This window comes from Streptomyces sp. H39-C1 (assembly GCF_027158125.1).
Lineage (GTDB): Bacteria > Actinomycetota > Actinomycetes > Streptomycetales > Streptomycetaceae > Actinacidiphila > Actinacidiphila fildesensis.
This window is the reverse complement of record NZ_JAPVLS010000044.1, coordinates 34,716-49,649: the sequence shown is the minus strand read 5'-3', so window position 1 is coordinate 49,649 and position 14,934 is coordinate 34,716. Positions and strand designations below refer to the sequence as shown.

The window sequence follows — 14,934 nt, the reverse complement described above, 5'->3', positions numbered from 1 at the left end:
CAACGAGGCGAACGCCAAAATGCAATAGAGGGGGTGCCTCGTCATGTCGTCGGACACTTCCCTGGTCTTCAACATCGTGGCCCGCGACCGCGCGTCCGAGGTCATGGGCAAGATGAAAGACAAGATGACCGCCGCCTCCGCCGCCATCGGCGCCGGGGTGGCTGGGGCCCTGGGCGTGGGCATCGCCGCGAACCTCGACATGGCCACCGCGAACAGCAAGCTCGCCGCGCAGCTGGGCGTCGGGCCGGCGGAGGCAGCGCAGCTGTCGAAGGTCTCCGCGAACGTGTACGCGAACAACTGGGGCGAGTCCGTCGGCCAGGTCGACGAGGCCATCAAGGGCGTCTACCAGAACATCGGGAACACCGCCGAGGTCAAGAAGGGCCTGGAGGGGATCACCTCCAACGTGCTGGCCCTGTCCAGCACCTTCGACCAGGACCTCGGCGGCGTCACCAACGCCGTCGGTCAGCTCATGCGCACGGGCCTGGCGAAGAACGCCCAGCAGGCCATGGACATCGTCACCACCGGTTTCCAGAACGGCGCCAACAAGGCCGACGACTTCCTCGACACCCTCAACGAGTACGCGCCGCAGTTCCAGAAGCTCCACATGTCCGGCACCGACGCCCTCAACGGCATCACGCAGATGGTCCGCGCCGGCGCAAAGGACAGCGACGCCGCAGCCGATGCGTTCAAGGAGTTCGGGCTCCGCGCCATTGACACGGCGCAGTCCACCACGGACGCGTACAAGGGCCTGCACCTCAACGCGGACAAGACGCGCAATGCCATCGCCGCGGGCGGGCCGGCCGGGCAGAAGGCCATGCAGCAAGTTTTCGACGCCCTGAAGAAGGTCAAGGACCCGGTCAAGCAGAACCAGCTGGGCACCGCGCTGATGGGCGGGCAGTGGGAGGACACCGTCCGGGCGATCCTCCCGAAGATCGACCTCACGAAGAACGCGATCGGGGACGTCACCGGCGCCACGGACAAGATGGCCAAGACCGTCGGCGACAACCCGGCCGCTGCCTTCGAGACGTTCAAGCGGAAAGCCACGATGCAGCTCGCCGAGGTGGCCGGGAAGCTGGTCAGTTTCGGCATGAGCAACACGCAGTACATGCAGCCGCTGTTGATCACCCTCGGCGGCGTCGCCGCAGTCATCTTGGCCGTCCGCGCGGGCATGATCCTCTGGACTACGGCGCAGACCCTGTGGAACGGCGCGATGGCCATCGGTACCGCCGTGCAGTGGGCGTTCGATGCTGCGATGGCCGCGAGCCCCACGACGTGGATCATCCTGGGCATCGTCGCGCTGATCGCGATCATCGTTGTGATCGCCACCAAGACGACGTGGTTCCAGACCGCTTGGCACTGGGCGTGGGGGCTGATCGGCGGATCCGTCATGGCCGTCTGGGGCTGGATCAGGAAAAACTGGCCGCTGCTGCTCGCGATCATCACCGGACCCATCGGCCTGGCGGTCCTGATCGTCACGAAGAACTGGACCAAGATCACGGACGGTGGCCGCGCCGCCCTGAAGTGGTTCCAGGGTCTGCCGGGGCTCCTCGGCCGCGCCCTGTCCGGCGTCGCGAACATCCTGATGTGGCCCTTCAAGGCCGGGTTCAACGGCATCGCCTCGTTCTGGAACTCCAGTGTCGGCAGCCTCTCGTTTTCCGTACCGGGCTGGGTGCCCGGTGTCGGCGGAAAAGGTTTCTCCTTCCCGCACATGCCGTACCTCGCCAACGGCGGGCACATCATGAGCGCCGGTTGGGCGACGGTCGGCGAGCGCGGGCCGGAGCGTCTGTTCCTGCCCGCCGGCGCGACCGTGGCGCCGCTCACCCGGGGTGGTGCCGGCGGCGTGGTCACCGTCGTTGTCGAGCTTCCGGGCGAGGGGGACTTCGTGCGCATGTCCCGCAAGGCGGTGCGCGTGTACGGCCGCGGAAACGTCCAGGTGGCCTTCGGAACAGGGGGGTGAGAGACGCATGGCCTTTCCCCAGACGCCTAACGACGTCCGCACGGAGTTCCAACTCGGCGGCGTGTGGACCGACATCAGCGCAGACGTCTACCTGCGCAACCCCATCGCCATCACCCGCGGGCGCGCTGACGAAGGGACCCGGGCGGACCCCGCCAAGTGCCCGCTGACGATCAACAACCGGAGCGGTAAGTACTCGCCGAGGAACCCGACGGGCGCCTACTTCGGGATGATCGGCCGCAACACGCCGCTCCGGATTTCCGTACCTGCGGACGCGACGCACCTGCGCGCCGTCGGTACCGGCGCGAGCGAGATGACCACCCCTGACTCTGCGCTCCTCAGCATCGTCGGCGACCTGGACGTCCGCATCGAGGTCGCCCTCGACTCTTGGCAGAGCGAGCAAAGTCTGTGCGGGAAGTACCGGACCGCCAGTAACGACCTGTCGTGGGCCTTCCGGCTCACAGCGGGCGGGCTGCTGGAGCTGCGTACCACGATGGACGGGTTCGCTCTCTTCCCGGGATTCATCGACGCCATCTCGACCGTGGCCGTGTCGGCGCCTACCAGCGGCCGGCTGGCGTTGCGCGCGACGATCGACGTCAACAACGGGGCCGGCGGGTGCACCGTCGTGTTCTACACGGCCCCCGCGATCGGCGGGACATGGACGCAGCTGGGCGCACCTGTCGTCACCGCCGAAGTCGTGACGATCTTCGACAGTACGGCGCCGCTCGAGGTCGGCGACGTCACGGACCTCAGCAGCCCGATGAGCGGCAAGGTGTACGCGTTCCAGCTCTACGACGGGATCGCGGGCACGATCCGCGCGAACCCGAACCTGACCATTCAGGCGGTCGGCGCCACGTCCTTCGCGGACACGGCCGGTACCCCCAACACGTGGACAGTGGCCGCCACGTCGGGCATCTCCGACCGGGACTACCGCGCCCACGTTGAGGTCTCGGCCTGGCCGCAGCGCTGGGACGTTTCCGGCAAAGACGTGTACGTGCCGATCGAGACGGCGGGGACTCTGCGGCGCCTCGGCCAGGGCCAGGCACCGCTGCAGTCGACCCTGCGGCGAGGCCTGGTGACGCTCGCCGCGACTCCACCTGTCGCCTACTGGCCGTGCGAGGACGACGCGGGCTCGACCGTTCTGGCTTCCGGGCTTACCGGTGGCACGCCCATGTCGATCTCTGGGGCCAGCGATCTGGCAGCTGACGAGTCTTTCGCCGCCTCCAAGCCGCTCCCGCTCATCAACGGCGCGACGTGGACGGGCGCTGTAGCGCCCTACACCAATACCGGGACTCACCAGACGCGCTTCTGCCTCCGTATCCCCGCTGCGGGAGCGACGAACGGCGCAGTGATTATGCGGGTCCTCACCTCGGGCACCGTGGCCCGATTCGACCTCGTGTACGCCACGGCCCTGGGCGGGTCGGTGGGCATAAACGCCTACGGCGCTGATGGCACGCTGCTGGTCGCGTCCATAGTCAGCGCGGCGGGGGACGGCTACAACGGGGATCTTTCCCGCTTCGGCATGGCCATCAAGCAGGTCGGGGCCGACGTCCAGTTCGGCATGGAATCCACGTCGGTCGGGTCTGGCAGCGGCGGCGGCAGCATCGACACCGTGGTCGGGCGCACATGCGGGCTCGTGCAACGGGTGATCGTGGACCCCAACGGCAACATGGGCGCATCCGTATACGGGCACATCAGCGTCCAGACCGACGGCGGCGCCATCGCCGACCTGGCCGGTCAACTCAGCGCCTACATCGGCGAGACCGCCGGCCGTCGCATTCAGCGGCTGTGCAGGGAGGAAGCGATCCCCTTCCGGCCGGTTGGGGGCCTCGACGACTCGGCGGCCCTCGGCGCGCAGAGCGTCGCGACCCTGCTGACACTCCTGGATGAAGCTGCCGCCGCAGACCTCGGGATCTTGTACGAGCCGCGGGAAGTGCTCGGCCTGGCCTACCGGACGCGAGCGAGCCTCTACAACCAGAGCCCCACGCTGGCGCTGGACTACGTAGTACGCGGTGAGGTCACACCGCCACTGGAGCCGACAGACGATGATCAGAACCCTCGAAATGATGTCACCGCCAGCCGTAAGGGCGGCTCCTCCGCTCGCGCCTCTTTGAACACGGGGCCGATGTCCGTCCTCGCGCCACCTGCCGGGATCGGGCTGTACGACACGTCGGAGTCCTACAACGTCGCGGGAGACGACCAGCTCCTGGACATCGCCAGTTGGCGGGTACACGAAGGCACCTGGGACGAGGCCCGCTACCCGCAGGTGAACGTCGACCTGGCCGCAGGACCGCACCTGATCGCCACCGGCGCCAAGTCGCTGGACTGCGGCGACCGGCTCACTATCAGTCATCCACCCGCCGGCCAGCCCCCGGACACCATCGACCAATTCGTCGTCGGCTACACGGAGACGCTGGGCGTCTACGACTGGGATATGCAACTGAACTGCATCCCTGCTGGCCCCTGGACCGTCGGCATCCTGGACGATCCGGTGCTCGGGCGGGTAGATACGGATGGCAGTGTCCTGGCCGCAGCCACAACCGATACGGCGACCACCTGGTACGTAGCCACGACGTCGTACCCGCTATGGACCACCGACGGCGCTGAGGCGCCCCTCGACATTCGGGCCGGGGGTGAGACGGTCACCGCTACGGCCATCGCGAACGCCGCCGGGGACGCGTTCGGGCGCACCGCGTCCTCCGGGTGGGGCACCGCCGACTCCGGGCAGGCGTGGGCCAACACCGGAGGGGCGGCCGGGGACTACTCGGTCAGCGGCGGCCTCGGACGGCACTCCCTGACATCGGTGAACGTCTCCCGGTACACCACGATGCCGGGGCAGGGCTCCGACTTCGACCTCACCATCAGCATGGGCACCAGCGTGTTGGCGACCGGCGCCTCCCACTTTGAGCATGTCGTAGCCCGGTTCAACGGGACCACGGACATGCTCCTCGCCCGGTTGGAGTTCACGACCGCCGCCGGGGTGATCCTTGGGATCCGGAAGCGCGTCGCGGGTGTCGAGACGCAGCTCGCCACGATCACCACGTCGCTGACGCACGTAGCGGGATCCCTGTACGGGGTGCATTTCCAGGGCCTCGGGTCGCGGCTCCGCGCGAATGCGTGGCTGGCATCCGGGGCTGAACCGACGCAATGGCTGCTGGATATCACGGACTCGTCGGTCATGGCCGCCGGAGATTGGGGCGTGCGTTCCATTCTCGGGCCCGGGAATACCAACACCCTGCCGGTCACGGCCACGATCGACAATCTGGCGGTCGTGAATCCGCAGAAGTTCACCGTGGCCCGGTCCGTGAATGGAGTCGCTAAGCCGCAGCTTGCCGGCGCGGATGTCCGCCTCGCCCATCCGATGATCATCAGCCTGTAGGGAGGTGGGCGCATGACCTTCTTTGCGGGTCAGCGAGTCTCGGCAAGCCAACTGAATCCCGTGACCTTCAGCGGATATCAGATCGCCACTCAGTCCGTTCCGAACAACGCATGGACCGGCGCGACCTTCGACGGGGAATACGAGGACAGCCACGGGGGACATTCCACCGTCACCCTGAACGGGACCTACACCATTCCCGTGACGGGGTTCTACGACCTCGCGGCCGGATCTTCATTCGTGCCCAATGTGACGGGGCTCCGCGGGGTGAAGATCCTGAAGAGCGGAGTCATCATCAACCGGGCGACGTGCTACGCGGCTACTGGTCCGAGCGCGGGCGCTACTCCGTTTGTCGCTGTGAAGGAGAACTGTGTCGCTGGCGACACCATCACCGTGCAGATCTACCAGGTCAGCGGTGGGGCCTTGTCGACGCTCGCCAACGGCGAGGCGACATGCCATCTGGAGATTTCCCTGATCCGCCGCTGACCCACGCCACCCCGAGCCCCGCGCCGCCGGCCGGGGCTTCTTCATGCCCTGGAGGGCGCATGTCCACACCGGACTGGAAGAGACTCCTCGACCACGTACAGGCCGTACCGGAGCGCGTCTACGAGACGTGGCAGAGCGGCATCGGCTGGAACAACCGCACCGACTTCGGCAAGGAGTTCGGCGAGGACGGCTACGCCTGGTGCGTCATGTTCGACTGGGACATGTACCACGACCTGAAGTTCGACGTGATCGTGCCGAAGGTCGACAACGTCACCGCGTTCAGCACGTGGGCGCAGAAGCACAACATGTGGTCCGAGTACCCGTCCGTCGGCGCCTGGGTCAACCTGAACAACGGGGGCCACACCGAGCTCGTCGTCGGCTTCGACGCGGACACCGTGTACACCAAGGGCGGCAACAGCATCAAGGCCGGGGCCGCCGACAACGGGCAGGGCAACGGCGTGTTCGCCCACTCGACGCCGCGCCGTTCCGCCAAGGTCGGGGGCTACTTCGCGCCCCGGTTCCTCGACGGGCAGTGCCCGCCCACCGCGGACCCGCACGACCCGCGCGGCGGCAAGGCGGTCGCCTCGTACCGGTGGGCGCCGCCTGTCGTACCGCCGCCGGTGTTCCCGGGCCGCGAGTACTTCGGGCCTGGCGCGCACAACGTGCACGTCACCGAGCTCGGCAAGCAGCTCGTCAAGCGCGGCTACGGCAAGCACTACACCAGCGGGCCCGGCCCGTCCTGGTCCGACGCTGACCGGCAGAACGTGCGGGACTTCCAGCTCTCCCGCGCCGCCCTGGCCGGCGACGCCGACGGCCTGCCCGGCCCCCTCACCTGGACTCTTCTCTTCTCCTAGGAGGCACACGCAATGAACGAACTCGCGCAGAAGTGGGCTGTCGAGCTCAAGGTCAAGGCGATGACCGCGGTCAGCCTGCTGTGCGGTGTGGGCGTCGCGATCCTCAACGACGTCCAGGCCGACAGCAGCCTGATCCCCGGGCCGGCCTGGGCACAGGCCATGGTCCTGGTCCTGGTGCCGACCGTCACCAGCTTCATCACTGGCTACCAGACCAAGCACAGCCCCCGCTCCTGACAGAGGTGATCCATGCCTGATGAGCCGTCTCTGGGCGAGCTGGGACGGCTCATCCAGGCCCTGCGTGCAGACGTGCGGGACGACCTGGCGCAGCTCAACACCCGCCTGGACCAGGTCGTACCGCTCAACGTGTACACGATCGAGAAGGGCCTGCTCGTCGACCGGGTCACCGCGCTGGAGACAGCCCGGGTGAAGGACGCCGAGAAGGTGTCCGGGCTGCGGCGCTGGCTGATCGGCGCGGTGATCGTGCCGCTGATCGGCGTACTCATTCCCGTGCTCATCTTGCTGGTACAGGGGGCTGGATCGTGACGCGGAACGAGGGTGCCCGTCGACGACGCGATGACACGGTGACCGTCCTGGTCGCCATCCTGGTAGGCGCGCTGCTGGCCTGGGTGCTGGTCACCCTGCAGGGGCTGGCCGGCGACCTGCGCACCGCCAATGATGCGCGGGACCAGCTCGCCCGCCAGGTACAGCAGCTCGGTGCAAAGCCGGTGGCCGGCCCGCCCGGCAGCAGGGGTGAGCCCGGCACATCCGTGTCCGGCCCCCCTGGCCCGCAGGGTCCACCCGGTGCGGACTCCACCGTGCCCGGCCCGGCCGGATCGCCAGGCGCCCCGGGCGCCGACTCGACTGCCACGGGCCCGCCCGGATCCCCCGGCGCCCCGGGTACGGACGGCACCGGAGCCGCGGGTCCGGCCGGGCCCGCCGGCCAAGACGGGACGAACGGGCGCGACGGCGCTCCCGGATCCCCGCCGGCCGGCTGGACCTACACCGATCCAGCAGGCGTCGCGTACACCTGCAGCCCCGCCGCCGGCAGCGACCCGCAGGCACCCCGCTACACCTGCGCCCCGGACCCACCCGGACCCACCCCGACCGACTCACCGTCGAACGTGCTCGGCCTCGGCGCCCTGTTCGCGACCGCCACATACAGGAGGCTGTGATGCTGCTGGCCGCCGGCCCCGAGCTTGTCTGACCGATCCACCACAGCAATGCGCCCCACCGGCCTTCGGGCCGGTGGGGCGCATTCGTGCGTTCTACGGCTGCTCTATCGCGATCTCGTAGGCGATCTCCCAGCGGATGTCCGGCACGGTGATGTCCGCCGTCTCGACGGGCCGGCCGTCGGTGTCGTGGTAGGTGCGCTCAATCTCCATCACCATGTCGCCGACGGAGATCCCGAGCAGGTTCGCCTGCGCCTGGGTGGCCCGTGACGGGCGCGGGATTTCGACGGCCGTCTCGATGATGACGCCGATGGTCCGCATCCGCTCGACGACCCCGGCGCCTGCCAACGGCCCCATCTCCGGCAGGACGATCGGGGTGCCGTCCGTGATTGCCATCGGCTCCCAGGACTGCGACAGCTGTACCGGCTGGCCGTCGCCGAGGAACTCGTAGCTGGTGTGCACGGTCAGATCGCCCGGCGCGATGGCGAGTCGCTCCGCGATGTTCGGCGGCGCTGGCACGCGGGCGGTGCTGCGGGACTCCCAACTACCGGCGCGGCCCTGCTCCTTCATGTCCGCGCGGAACGGTGAACCGCCACGGCGTTCGCGGTGCCGGGAGCGGACCATGCGCAGGCGCTCGCGCGGCTGCCGGACGTAGGTTCCGGATCCGGCCCGGCCCTCCAATACGCCCTCGATGATGAGCCGTTCCATCGCGCGCTGCAGGACGTTGCGACCGGTGTCGTAGTGCTCGGCGAGCTGGGCTCGTGAGGGCAGCTTCTCGCCGACGGCCCATTCGCCGGCCTTGATGCGGCGGCGCAGGTCATCGGCGACGTGCAGGTAGGGCGCCTCTCGTGGCATGCGGCTCTCCGTGCTGCCCCCTGTTCCGGGGGCTGGCTGTACCGGTGCTGTCGACGTTGACAAGTTACTCCATCAGGTTCAGGCTAATGAATTAGCACCACTCACCGTGATCATGCGTTCACCAAGGGGATACCTGTGCGCGCCAGCGTCTCGCATATCGCCGCAGGGCTCGCCGCAGCTACCGGCAACGAAGTCACCCGCACCGACCTGCCGAGCGGATCCGTCCGCCTGGAGGTCGAGATCCCGGGCGACATCAGCCCGACCGCCCGATACGCGGTCCTACTCGCCCTCGCGGACGCCGACAGCTACGGCCACGGCCGCAGCCAGGACGCCCAACGCGTGTGGGCCATCATCAACACAGAGGGCAATCCGTGACCACCCAGCAGGCGGAACCGCAGCAGCCACCGCACCCCGGGCTGACGCTCGGCGTCTACCGGGTGGACGAGGACGGCAACCGGACGAGCGTCCAACCCGCGCGACCTGTACCGGCCGGCCTGGTGCCCATCACGGGCCAGTGGCCGCTGTGCGTCTGCAAGCGGTGCCGCGCCGGGGACCCCGTCCGATAGACCCCGCCCCGGCCGATGGCCTGGACAGCGAACCGGCCGGGGCGGTGCACATGCACGACGGCGCGGGGCCGAACCCCGCACCCATCGGCACAAGGAGCAACCTATGCGCGCCCAGTTACCCGCCGACACCCAAAGCGCGGCGACCAATCGCATGACCGACGTGCGCGACATCCTCAGCGCCGACCAGTTCGCCGGCGTCACCAAGACCGTCCGGGACAACAACCCCGGCATGGCCGACGACATGGCCGACCGCATCGTCGGCGAAGCCCTCAAGTTCGTCGTAGCCGCCGCGCGGTACCCCGACGTACCCCTGGCACCGAGCCGCGTCGTCGACGAGGGCTGGCATGCCCTGATCCTCCACACCCGTCTCTACGCCAGCCTGTGCGAAAGGTTCGGGGTGTTCGTTCACCACACGCCCGGCTACGACCCGACGTTCTACGATCCGGAGATCCTCGACCGGACCGGCGCCACGATCGGCGAGGCCGGCTACGCGGTCGACATCGACCTGTGGCGCAGCCCCACCGACGGGCTCGTCTCCGTCGCGGCAGAGTGCCAGCACTCCCCGGAGTGCGCCATCCTGCCCATGCCCGAACCCCGCGACCCGCGGACCTAGGCCCGGGGCTCGCGCGTACCCTCGTACCGGAACGGGAGGACATCCAATGCAGCAGTGGACCAACCCGAAGTACGCCGACCTGGTCGCCGCGATGAAGAGGGCGCAAGCCACCGCCGGTGACCGGTCGCGCGTGTCCGGTACGAGCGTCAGGCCCAACACGATCCGCGGGTTCGTCATCCCCGGAACGCCGCCGGCCGCTTAGTGCGGAGTGGGAACAGCAGTGCCAAGAGGCCCCGCCCGGTAGCGAATCCCGGGCGGGGCCTCGTCTGTTCGAGGGTCTCGACCTGCGGGGGAGTGGTCCTAGATCATCGGCATCTCGGGCCAGCAGGGGGCCAGCAGGCGATCAAAAGGCGGCCCCTCAAGTTGAGGGTGCCGCCTTCGTTGTGTGCCCCGTAGCAGGTCACATCGTTTTGTCAGATGTAGCGCAGGGTGGGGCGGGTGGGACTCGAACCCACGACCGACGGATTATGAGTCCTTTGAGGATCTTGGCGGCCCTTGTCTATACGCGCTCGTTCATGACGTTTTTGCTGGTCAGAAGGGGTAGGCCATGCCGACTCCCTGTGCTCTTTGTCGGTCTGTTCCTATCCTTGTGTCCCGACTGCGTCCCGAATAGGTCCCGGATGGACGAGGACACCAGGTTTTCCAGAGGTCGCGCCAGCTCGGAGAGTGGACTCGAACCCGCGACCGACGGATTTCCCTTCCAACGCGCAGAAGCTCCGCCCCTGAACCGGGGCGGAGCCTCTGTGGCCATTTGTGCAGGCCAGACGTTGTATTGCTACCTTACCCGGCCGAGCCCTCCCCTTCCAGCGTGAGTTGCATGGCGCTGGGCGGCTGCTGCTTCCGGCGCGCCGTGTGGAGGATGAACCCACCACCAGGGGCCGCGCCGGCCTCGTGACGATCAAACGGCGGTACAGCGTAGAGCCGAAGCGGTCCGCCTGCGTCGAACCAGTCATGGGGGTACCTGGCCGTCACGTGACACCACCAGACTCTGGACCCTTTGGCGGTCGGCGCTCGGTCCAGGATCGGGAGATCGCGCCACTCAGGATGGGTGTGGTCGTGAGCGTCTTCGATCGCTGTATCTCGGCGTCGCTGGTCCGGCCCCTCCCAGGAACAGGCAAGGCAGGCTCCGCGGTGCAGCCACCGGGCGTCGGTAATGATCTTGTATATGGACGTTGCCGCGTGACGGGCGCTGGGTTCCGGCGGTGTGCCGAACTGCGTGGTGTAGCCGGGGTCCCCGTACCCGATGGACCAGGTCGTACGAAGAACTTCTCGGTCGGCGTTTCGGAGACTGGTGTAGTGGCGCTGGCGGGCTACGGCTCCGGTGTCGTTGCTCATGGCTCTCCGGTAGGGGCGCGGCGTGGCCGCGCCCCTTGTTGAGTCGAACAGGTCAGTTTGTGCTGGCCTTCGGGCGACGCTTGGGCGCGCGCTTCCGGGGGCGCGGACTCACGGCTGGTTTGGGCTGGTCCTCGACTTCGCCGGTGTCTTTCTCGGCTTGGGCCGGTTCGGATGCAGCGCCTGCTTCGGACTGAGCGTCGGGCGCTGGCGTCGGTTCGCCCGTACGCTCCGGCTCGGCCTCGACGTCCGACTCCCGTTCGGCGTCCGCTTCGGGGGCGACCTCAGCGACCGGGTCGGGCTGCGTTCCCGGCTCCGATTCCAGTTCGGCGTCCGCTTCGTGCGGGACTTCGGCGACAGGCTCGGGCTCCCGCTCGGCTTCGGCGACCGGCTCAGGCTCGACCTCCGGCGCGCCTTCGCCATCGACGACGGGGACGGCGGCCGGCGCGGTGTCGCGTTCGGCGGTGACGGCCGCGAGGGCGTTGTCGAAGAGGTCTATCCACGGTCGGTGGCCGACGTAGTGGGGTTTGTACTCGAAGGCTGGGAGGAGGTCTTCGAGGGTGCGCAGGATGATGACCGCGGGTTCTTCGTCTTCCTCGGTCACGAGGCTGGCCGCCTTGTTGTAGCGGCGACCTTCGTCGAGGCGCGCGGCCATATGCGCCTCGTAGGCTGCGTATTCGGCGGGGGTGGCGCTGTCGGGAAGCGCGGGCGCAGCGTTGCCGGTGATCCAGAGCTGGACGGTGGCTCCGCCGAGGATGGGGCGGAAGCTGATGGCTCGTCCATCGCTGTAGATGAGGTGGGCTGCGCCGTCGGCGGGCGCTTCGGGGTCGAGAGTCCAGTCTCCGCCGAGGCTCTGGACGAGGGTGACCGCGGTTTCTCGGACTGCGGCGTCGGTGATGAGCATGCGTGTCTCCAAGAGGTCTGCTGGTGGGCCTCGGGCCCGCCCGGCGTGGGGCGGGCCCGAGAGGGTTATGCGGGGCGCACCTCGTCGCCGTCGTCCAGGAGCATCGAGAGGGTGGAGCCGCTGTCCCAGGTGACGTAGAGCTGGGCGAGGTTGGGGTCGTACCGGTGGACGGTCCCTTCGTCTCCTTCGGTGAGGTCCGTGTGCGGGTCGGTGGTGTGGATGAGGGCGATGCGGTCGCCTCGCTTGTAGGTCATCGGGAACCCCTTCGTTGCTTCTATTCTATATGCATTTAGGGTGGGGTCAAGATCGCCAGCGAGAGATTTGGGGGGTGTTTTCCCTGGTCAGGCGGCTACCTTGCGCACCAGGGCTTCGACTTTCTGCAGTGCCGCCAGGAAGGCCGCCTGAGAATGCAGCTCGTCACGCCGCTCGAATGCGCCGCGTGCCCGCTCGGCGGCCTTTGCGATCAGGTTGCCATCGTGCAGGGTGTCGCCGCAGGCGATCAGGACGTGCGGGCCCAGGTCCCAGATGATCGCGTTGACGGCGGCCCCGGCGGCAGCGAGTTCGTCGATGTCCGTCAGCGACCATCCGAACTCGTGCGGGTCGACGTTCCTCTCCCGCATGACCTGTGCAGCCGCGCGGTACATCCCGCCGGTGCCACCGGCGGGCTCATCGAACTTCATCCCCGGCGTGAGGTTGTCGTCGAGCAGCATCCGAGCCATCAGCTCGGCGATCTCCGGCGGCGTATGAACCTCCGCGAGAGCGTCGTGGGCCCCCTTCGAGCGCATGATGGCCAACAGGGCGCCCATCACGTCCGTGGTGGATCGGTAGTACGGGTCATCGTTGCTGGTCAGGTGGAGCAGGCCCTTTGTGAGAGCGGCCTCGACCACTGCCCTGACGGCGCGGGCGCGCGTCGGTCCGGGATTTTCGTCCTCAACCCATTTGTGCAGTGGCGTGGCTCGGTCGATCAGGTCCGGGCGCATGACCCACCAGCGCGCCCAGCATTCACGGAATGCGGTGAGGAGCTGGTCGTCATCAAGGCTCAGCCACCAGTCGGCGGCGAGGTAGGCGTCAGGGCCGCGCAGTGGCCACAGGGCGAGCGTGGCCACCACGCCCATGGGGACTTCGATGCCCGGTCCGCCTTGGGCGTGATGCCAGGCGTAACTGACGGCCTCGGCGATCTCGAAGGCGGTCGCGTGTGGGTTCCTCTGCGTGGGGCGGTAGCGGCCCAGCGTGGCCTTGACGGCAACCGGCTTGGGGCGGGGCTGAGGCGCGACGGGGGTGGGCGCCGGCGGGAGGCCGGTGAGGTATCGGCGGGGCGTCGCCGCGGGGGCGATAGGGGCTGGCGGCTCGTCGGGGGTGGCCGCATCGGCGAACAGGTCGAGCTGGCTCATGCCGTTTCTCCTGGATCAGTGGGTGTCGGGCGCGTGGCTGTACGGCGGCCCGGCCGTATCCGGGCCGCCGTACAGCCGGGGTCAGCGCGCTGGGCGCTGCACGCGGCGGAACGTCGCGGCGGCCCCCTCGGGGTGCGCGCGTGCCGACGGCGCGGCGTGGCGCAGCAGTTCCGCCAGGTCCTCGGTGGTGACCTGGGTGAGGATGCCGGTGAGGCTCAGGTGCCGCAGATGAAGCGAGCGGAACGGGTATCCGAGGGCGAGCGTGAGCACGATGTCCGGGATGAGCTGGTCGGTCCGCTCGTCGTTGAGGCTGAGGCACCGTCCGATGTGGCGCATCGCGTCGAGGTTCCCGAGAGGGGCCGTGGGCGGTACGGCCTGGTGGGCTCGCTGCGCGAGGGCCATCTCTCGCTGCACGTACGCCTCCCAGCTCAGGCGGGAGTCGGCCTCCCGGCCGTCGGCCAGGAGGGCACTGGCCGTGAGGGTGGCCTTGAAGCGGGGCGTCCGCAGGGCCGTTTCCATCCACTCGGCGGGCGTGAACCCGGCCCCGACGACGACGGGGTTGCGGGACTGGGCGTGGAAGTGCTCAAGGGTGGCGAGCAGGGCGCTCTCGGCAGCAGCGGGGTGGACGCCCAATCGGCTGACCAAGCTGGCGCACAGGATCTGTGACGCGATGGTGTGCATGTTCGTCTCCAAGGGGTCTAGGCGGTGCGATAGTTGGCAGCGATGTAGGCATCCGCGTCGGCCAGGCGTGTCGGGCTGGCGACGAGTTCTTCGGCCCAGATGCGGAGGGCGACGTTGCCCGCGGTGTCCGCGTCGGGCGCGGCGATGACGTAGGCGAGCTGGTTGGCTTCTCGCAGCTCGGCGCACCGCTGGTCGTGTGCGGAGTCGTCGCCGGGCGGCCGTTCGACCGCGACGACTTCCATCTCGGCAGGGTTGGGCTCTCGGTAGATGACCCACCAGGACGGCTGGGGCGAAGTGGTCACGGTTCTCTCCTTCGTGTGTGGCGGCGTTGGCGGGCGGGTCAGCCCTGGACTTCCAGCGGTGGGTAGTGGATGAGGAGTTCAGCGATCTCGCGGCCGATGTGATCCATGAGGGTGCGGATCTGCTTCCTGTCGCCGCCGAGGTAAAAGGCCAGGTCCAGGACCTGGGGGGCGGCGGTGTAGTCGAGGAGCTGGCGGTACTGCTGCTGGGTGAGCGTTGCGAGGTCGTCGGGCCGCAGTGCCCAGCACGCGGTGGCGGCGCTGTCGATGAGGTTCGCGGCGGCGCGGAACGTCGCGTCGTCGGGTTGGCGGGTGGCGATGACCAGGAACATGGCGCCGAAGTGGTGCTCCGGGGTGTTGATGACTGGCGTCGGGGGTCGGGCGGGCATGGGTCCTCCGGTTCGGGTGGGCGCACCACAACCCAATGCTTCTTTTCTATGGGCATTCGGGGTGT

General features: G+C 68.5%; 19 protein-coding genes. 11 read left to right on the top strand and 8 right to left on the bottom strand.

Annotation, left to right across the window (positions count from 1 at the left end):
• Positions 1 to 43: 43 nt before the first annotated feature.
• The 7 genes from O3W51_RS26815 to O3W51_RS26785 are packed head-to-tail and all read left to right on the top strand — an operon-like array spanning position 44 to position 7,842.
• The gene (locus O3W51_RS26815; protein WP_269287552.1) at positions 44 to 1,957 is read left to right on the top strand and encodes a phage tail tape measure protein; all 1,914 of its coding nucleotides are present in this window, start codon (positions 44 to 46) and stop codon (positions 1,955 to 1,957) included.
• A 7-nt stretch (positions 1,958 to 1,964) separates the two neighbouring features.
• A complete protein-coding gene (locus O3W51_RS26810) occupies positions 1,965 to 5,333 on the top strand; it encodes a hypothetical protein (protein WP_269287550.1) in 3,369 nt (1,122 codons plus the stop codon).
• A 12-nt stretch (positions 5,334 to 5,345) separates the two neighbouring features.
• Positions 5,346 to 5,816 carry a hypothetical protein gene (locus O3W51_RS26805; protein ID WP_269287549.1) on the top strand — a complete coding sequence of 157 codons (471 nt, stop codon included), beginning with the start codon at positions 5,346 to 5,348 and terminating at the stop codon, positions 5,814 to 5,816.
• A 59-nt stretch (positions 5,817 to 5,875) separates the two neighbouring features.
• Positions 5,876 to 6,670 carry a peptidoglycan-binding protein gene (locus O3W51_RS26800; protein ID WP_269287548.1) on the top strand — a complete coding sequence of 265 codons (795 nt, stop codon included), beginning with the start codon at positions 5,876 to 5,878 and terminating at the stop codon, positions 6,668 to 6,670.
• A 12-nt stretch (positions 6,671 to 6,682) separates the two neighbouring features.
• A complete protein-coding gene (locus O3W51_RS26795) occupies positions 6,683 to 6,904 on the top strand; it encodes a holin (protein ID WP_269287546.1) in 222 nt (73 codons plus the stop codon).
• Between the two features lie 12 nt (positions 6,905 to 6,916).
• Positions 6,917 to 7,213, top strand: coding sequence for a hypothetical protein (locus O3W51_RS26790; protein WP_269287545.1), 297 nt, complete (start codon positions 6,917 to 6,919; stop codon positions 7,211 to 7,213).
• Entirely contained in the window at positions 7,210 to 7,842 is a 633-nt protein-coding gene (locus O3W51_RS26785) for a collagen-like protein (protein ID WP_269287544.1), read from the top strand. The genes O3W51_RS26790 and O3W51_RS26785 overlap by 4 nt, the downstream gene beginning before the upstream one ends.
• A gap of 93 nt (positions 7,843 to 7,935) precedes the next feature.
• Here O3W51_RS26785 and O3W51_RS26780 read toward each other — a convergent pair whose 3' ends face one another.
• On the bottom strand, positions 7,936 to 8,694 hold the full coding sequence (locus O3W51_RS26780; protein ID WP_269287543.1) for a GntR family transcriptional regulator: 759 nt from the start codon (positions 8,692 to 8,694) through the stop codon (positions 7,936 to 7,938).
• Between the two features lie 135 nt (positions 8,695 to 8,829).
• Between O3W51_RS26780 and O3W51_RS26775 the strand changes: the two genes are divergently transcribed.
• From O3W51_RS26775 to O3W51_RS26760, 4 genes are all read left to right on the top strand, one after another.
• Positions 8,830 to 9,069, top strand: a complete 240-nt coding sequence (locus O3W51_RS26775) for a hypothetical protein (RefSeq protein WP_269287542.1) — start codon at positions 8,830 to 8,832, stop codon at positions 9,067 to 9,069.
• Positions 9,066 to 9,260, top strand: coding sequence for a hypothetical protein (locus O3W51_RS26770; RefSeq protein ID WP_269287541.1), 195 nt, complete (start codon positions 9,066 to 9,068; stop codon positions 9,258 to 9,260). The genes O3W51_RS26775 and O3W51_RS26770 overlap by 4 nt, the downstream gene beginning before the upstream one ends.
• Positions 9,261 to 9,363: 103 nt before the next feature.
• On the top strand, positions 9,364 to 9,873 hold the full coding sequence (locus O3W51_RS26765; RefSeq protein WP_269287540.1) for a glycine-rich domain-containing protein: 510 nt from the start codon (positions 9,364 to 9,366) through the stop codon (positions 9,871 to 9,873).
• A gap of 46 nt (positions 9,874 to 9,919) precedes the next feature.
• On the top strand, positions 9,920 to 10,075 hold the full coding sequence (locus tag O3W51_RS26760; protein ID WP_269287539.1) for a hypothetical protein: 156 nt from the start codon (positions 9,920 to 9,922) through the stop codon (positions 10,073 to 10,075).
• Between the two features lie 578 nt (positions 10,076 to 10,653).
• Here the strand turns inward: O3W51_RS26760 and O3W51_RS48945 are convergent.
• The 7 genes from O3W51_RS48945 to O3W51_RS26730 form a co-directional block, all read right to left on the bottom strand.
• The gene (locus O3W51_RS48945) at positions 10,654 to 11,208 is read right to left on the bottom strand and encodes a DUF6349 family protein (protein ID WP_443048343.1); all 555 of its coding nucleotides are present in this window, start codon (positions 11,206 to 11,208) and stop codon (positions 10,654 to 10,656) included.
• 52 nt (positions 11,209 to 11,260) lie between these two features.
• A complete protein-coding gene (locus O3W51_RS26755) occupies positions 11,261 to 12,109 on the bottom strand; it encodes a hypothetical protein (protein ID WP_269287538.1) in 849 nt (282 codons plus the stop codon).
• Positions 12,110 to 12,174: 65 nt separating this feature from the next.
• Complete coding sequence (locus O3W51_RS26750; RefSeq protein WP_269287537.1) at positions 12,175 to 12,363, bottom strand: DUF4314 domain-containing protein; 189 nt, start codon at positions 12,361 to 12,363, stop codon at positions 12,175 to 12,177.
• Between the two features lie 87 nt (positions 12,364 to 12,450).
• Entirely contained in the window at positions 12,451 to 13,500 is a 1,050-nt protein-coding gene (locus O3W51_RS26745; protein ID WP_269287536.1) for an N-6 DNA methylase, read from the bottom strand.
• An 81-nt stretch (positions 13,501 to 13,581) separates the two neighbouring features.
• Positions 13,582 to 14,181 carry a hypothetical protein gene (locus O3W51_RS26740; protein WP_269287535.1) on the bottom strand — a complete coding sequence of 200 codons (600 nt, stop codon included), beginning with the start codon at positions 14,179 to 14,181 and terminating at the stop codon, positions 13,582 to 13,584.
• A gap of 17 nt (positions 14,182 to 14,198) precedes the next feature.
• A complete protein-coding gene (locus tag O3W51_RS26735; protein WP_269287534.1) occupies positions 14,199 to 14,483 on the bottom strand; it encodes a hypothetical protein in 285 nt (94 codons plus the stop codon).
• Positions 14,484 to 14,521: 38 nt separating this feature from the next.
• On the bottom strand, positions 14,522 to 14,869 hold the full coding sequence (locus tag O3W51_RS26730; protein WP_269287532.1) for a hypothetical protein: 348 nt from the start codon (positions 14,867 to 14,869) through the stop codon (positions 14,522 to 14,524).
• Between the last annotated feature and the right edge of the window lie 65 nt (positions 14,870 to 14,934).

Excerpts from the sequence above, each read along its gene's own strand:
- O3W51_RS26815 (WP_269287552.1), top strand. The coding sequence starts at position 44 with ATGTCGTCGGACACTTCCCTGGTCTTCAACATCGTGGCCCGCGACCGC.
- O3W51_RS26810 (WP_269287550.1), top strand. The coding sequence starts at position 1,965 with ATGGCCTTTCCCCAGACGCCTAACGACGTCCGCACGGAGTTCCAACTC.
- O3W51_RS26805 (WP_269287549.1), top strand. The coding sequence starts at position 5,346 with ATGACCTTCTTTGCGGGTCAGCGAGTCTCGGCAAGCCAACTGAATCCC.
- O3W51_RS26800 (WP_269287548.1), top strand. The coding sequence starts at position 5,876 with ATGTCCACACCGGACTGGAAGAGACTCCTCGACCACGTACAGGCCGTA.
- O3W51_RS26795 (WP_269287546.1), top strand. The coding sequence starts at position 6,683 with ATGAACGAACTCGCGCAGAAGTGGGCTGTCGAGCTCAAGGTCAAGGCG.
- O3W51_RS26790 (WP_269287545.1), top strand. The coding sequence starts at position 6,917 with ATGCCTGATGAGCCGTCTCTGGGCGAGCTGGGACGGCTCATCCAGGCC.
- O3W51_RS26780 (WP_269287543.1), bottom strand. The coding sequence starts at position 8,694 with ATGCCACGAGAGGCGCCCTACCTGCACGTCGCCGATGACCTGCGCCGC.
- O3W51_RS26765 (WP_269287540.1), top strand. The coding sequence starts at position 9,364 with ATGCGCGCCCAGTTACCCGCCGACACCCAAAGCGCGGCGACCAATCGC.
- O3W51_RS26760 (WP_269287539.1), top strand. The coding sequence starts at position 9,920 with ATGCAGCAGTGGACCAACCCGAAGTACGCCGACCTGGTCGCCGCGATG.
- O3W51_RS48945 (WP_443048343.1), bottom strand. The coding sequence starts at position 11,208 with ATGAGCAACGACACCGGAGCCGTAGCCCGCCAGCGCCACTACACCAGT.
- O3W51_RS26755 (WP_269287538.1), bottom strand. The coding sequence starts at position 12,109 with ATGCTCATCACCGACGCCGCAGTCCGAGAAACCGCGGTCACCCTCGTC.
- O3W51_RS26750 (WP_269287537.1), bottom strand. The coding sequence starts at position 12,363 with ATGACCTACAAGCGAGGCGACCGCATCGCCCTCATCCACACCACCGAC.
- O3W51_RS26745 (WP_269287536.1), bottom strand. The coding sequence starts at position 13,500 with ATGAGCCAGCTCGACCTGTTCGCCGATGCGGCCACCCCCGACGAGCCG.
- O3W51_RS26740 (WP_269287535.1), bottom strand. The coding sequence starts at position 14,181 with ATGCACACCATCGCGTCACAGATCCTGTGCGCCAGCTTGGTCAGCCGA.
- O3W51_RS26730 (WP_269287532.1), bottom strand. The coding sequence starts at position 14,869 with ATGCCCGCCCGACCCCCGACGCCAGTCATCAACACCCCGGAGCACCAC.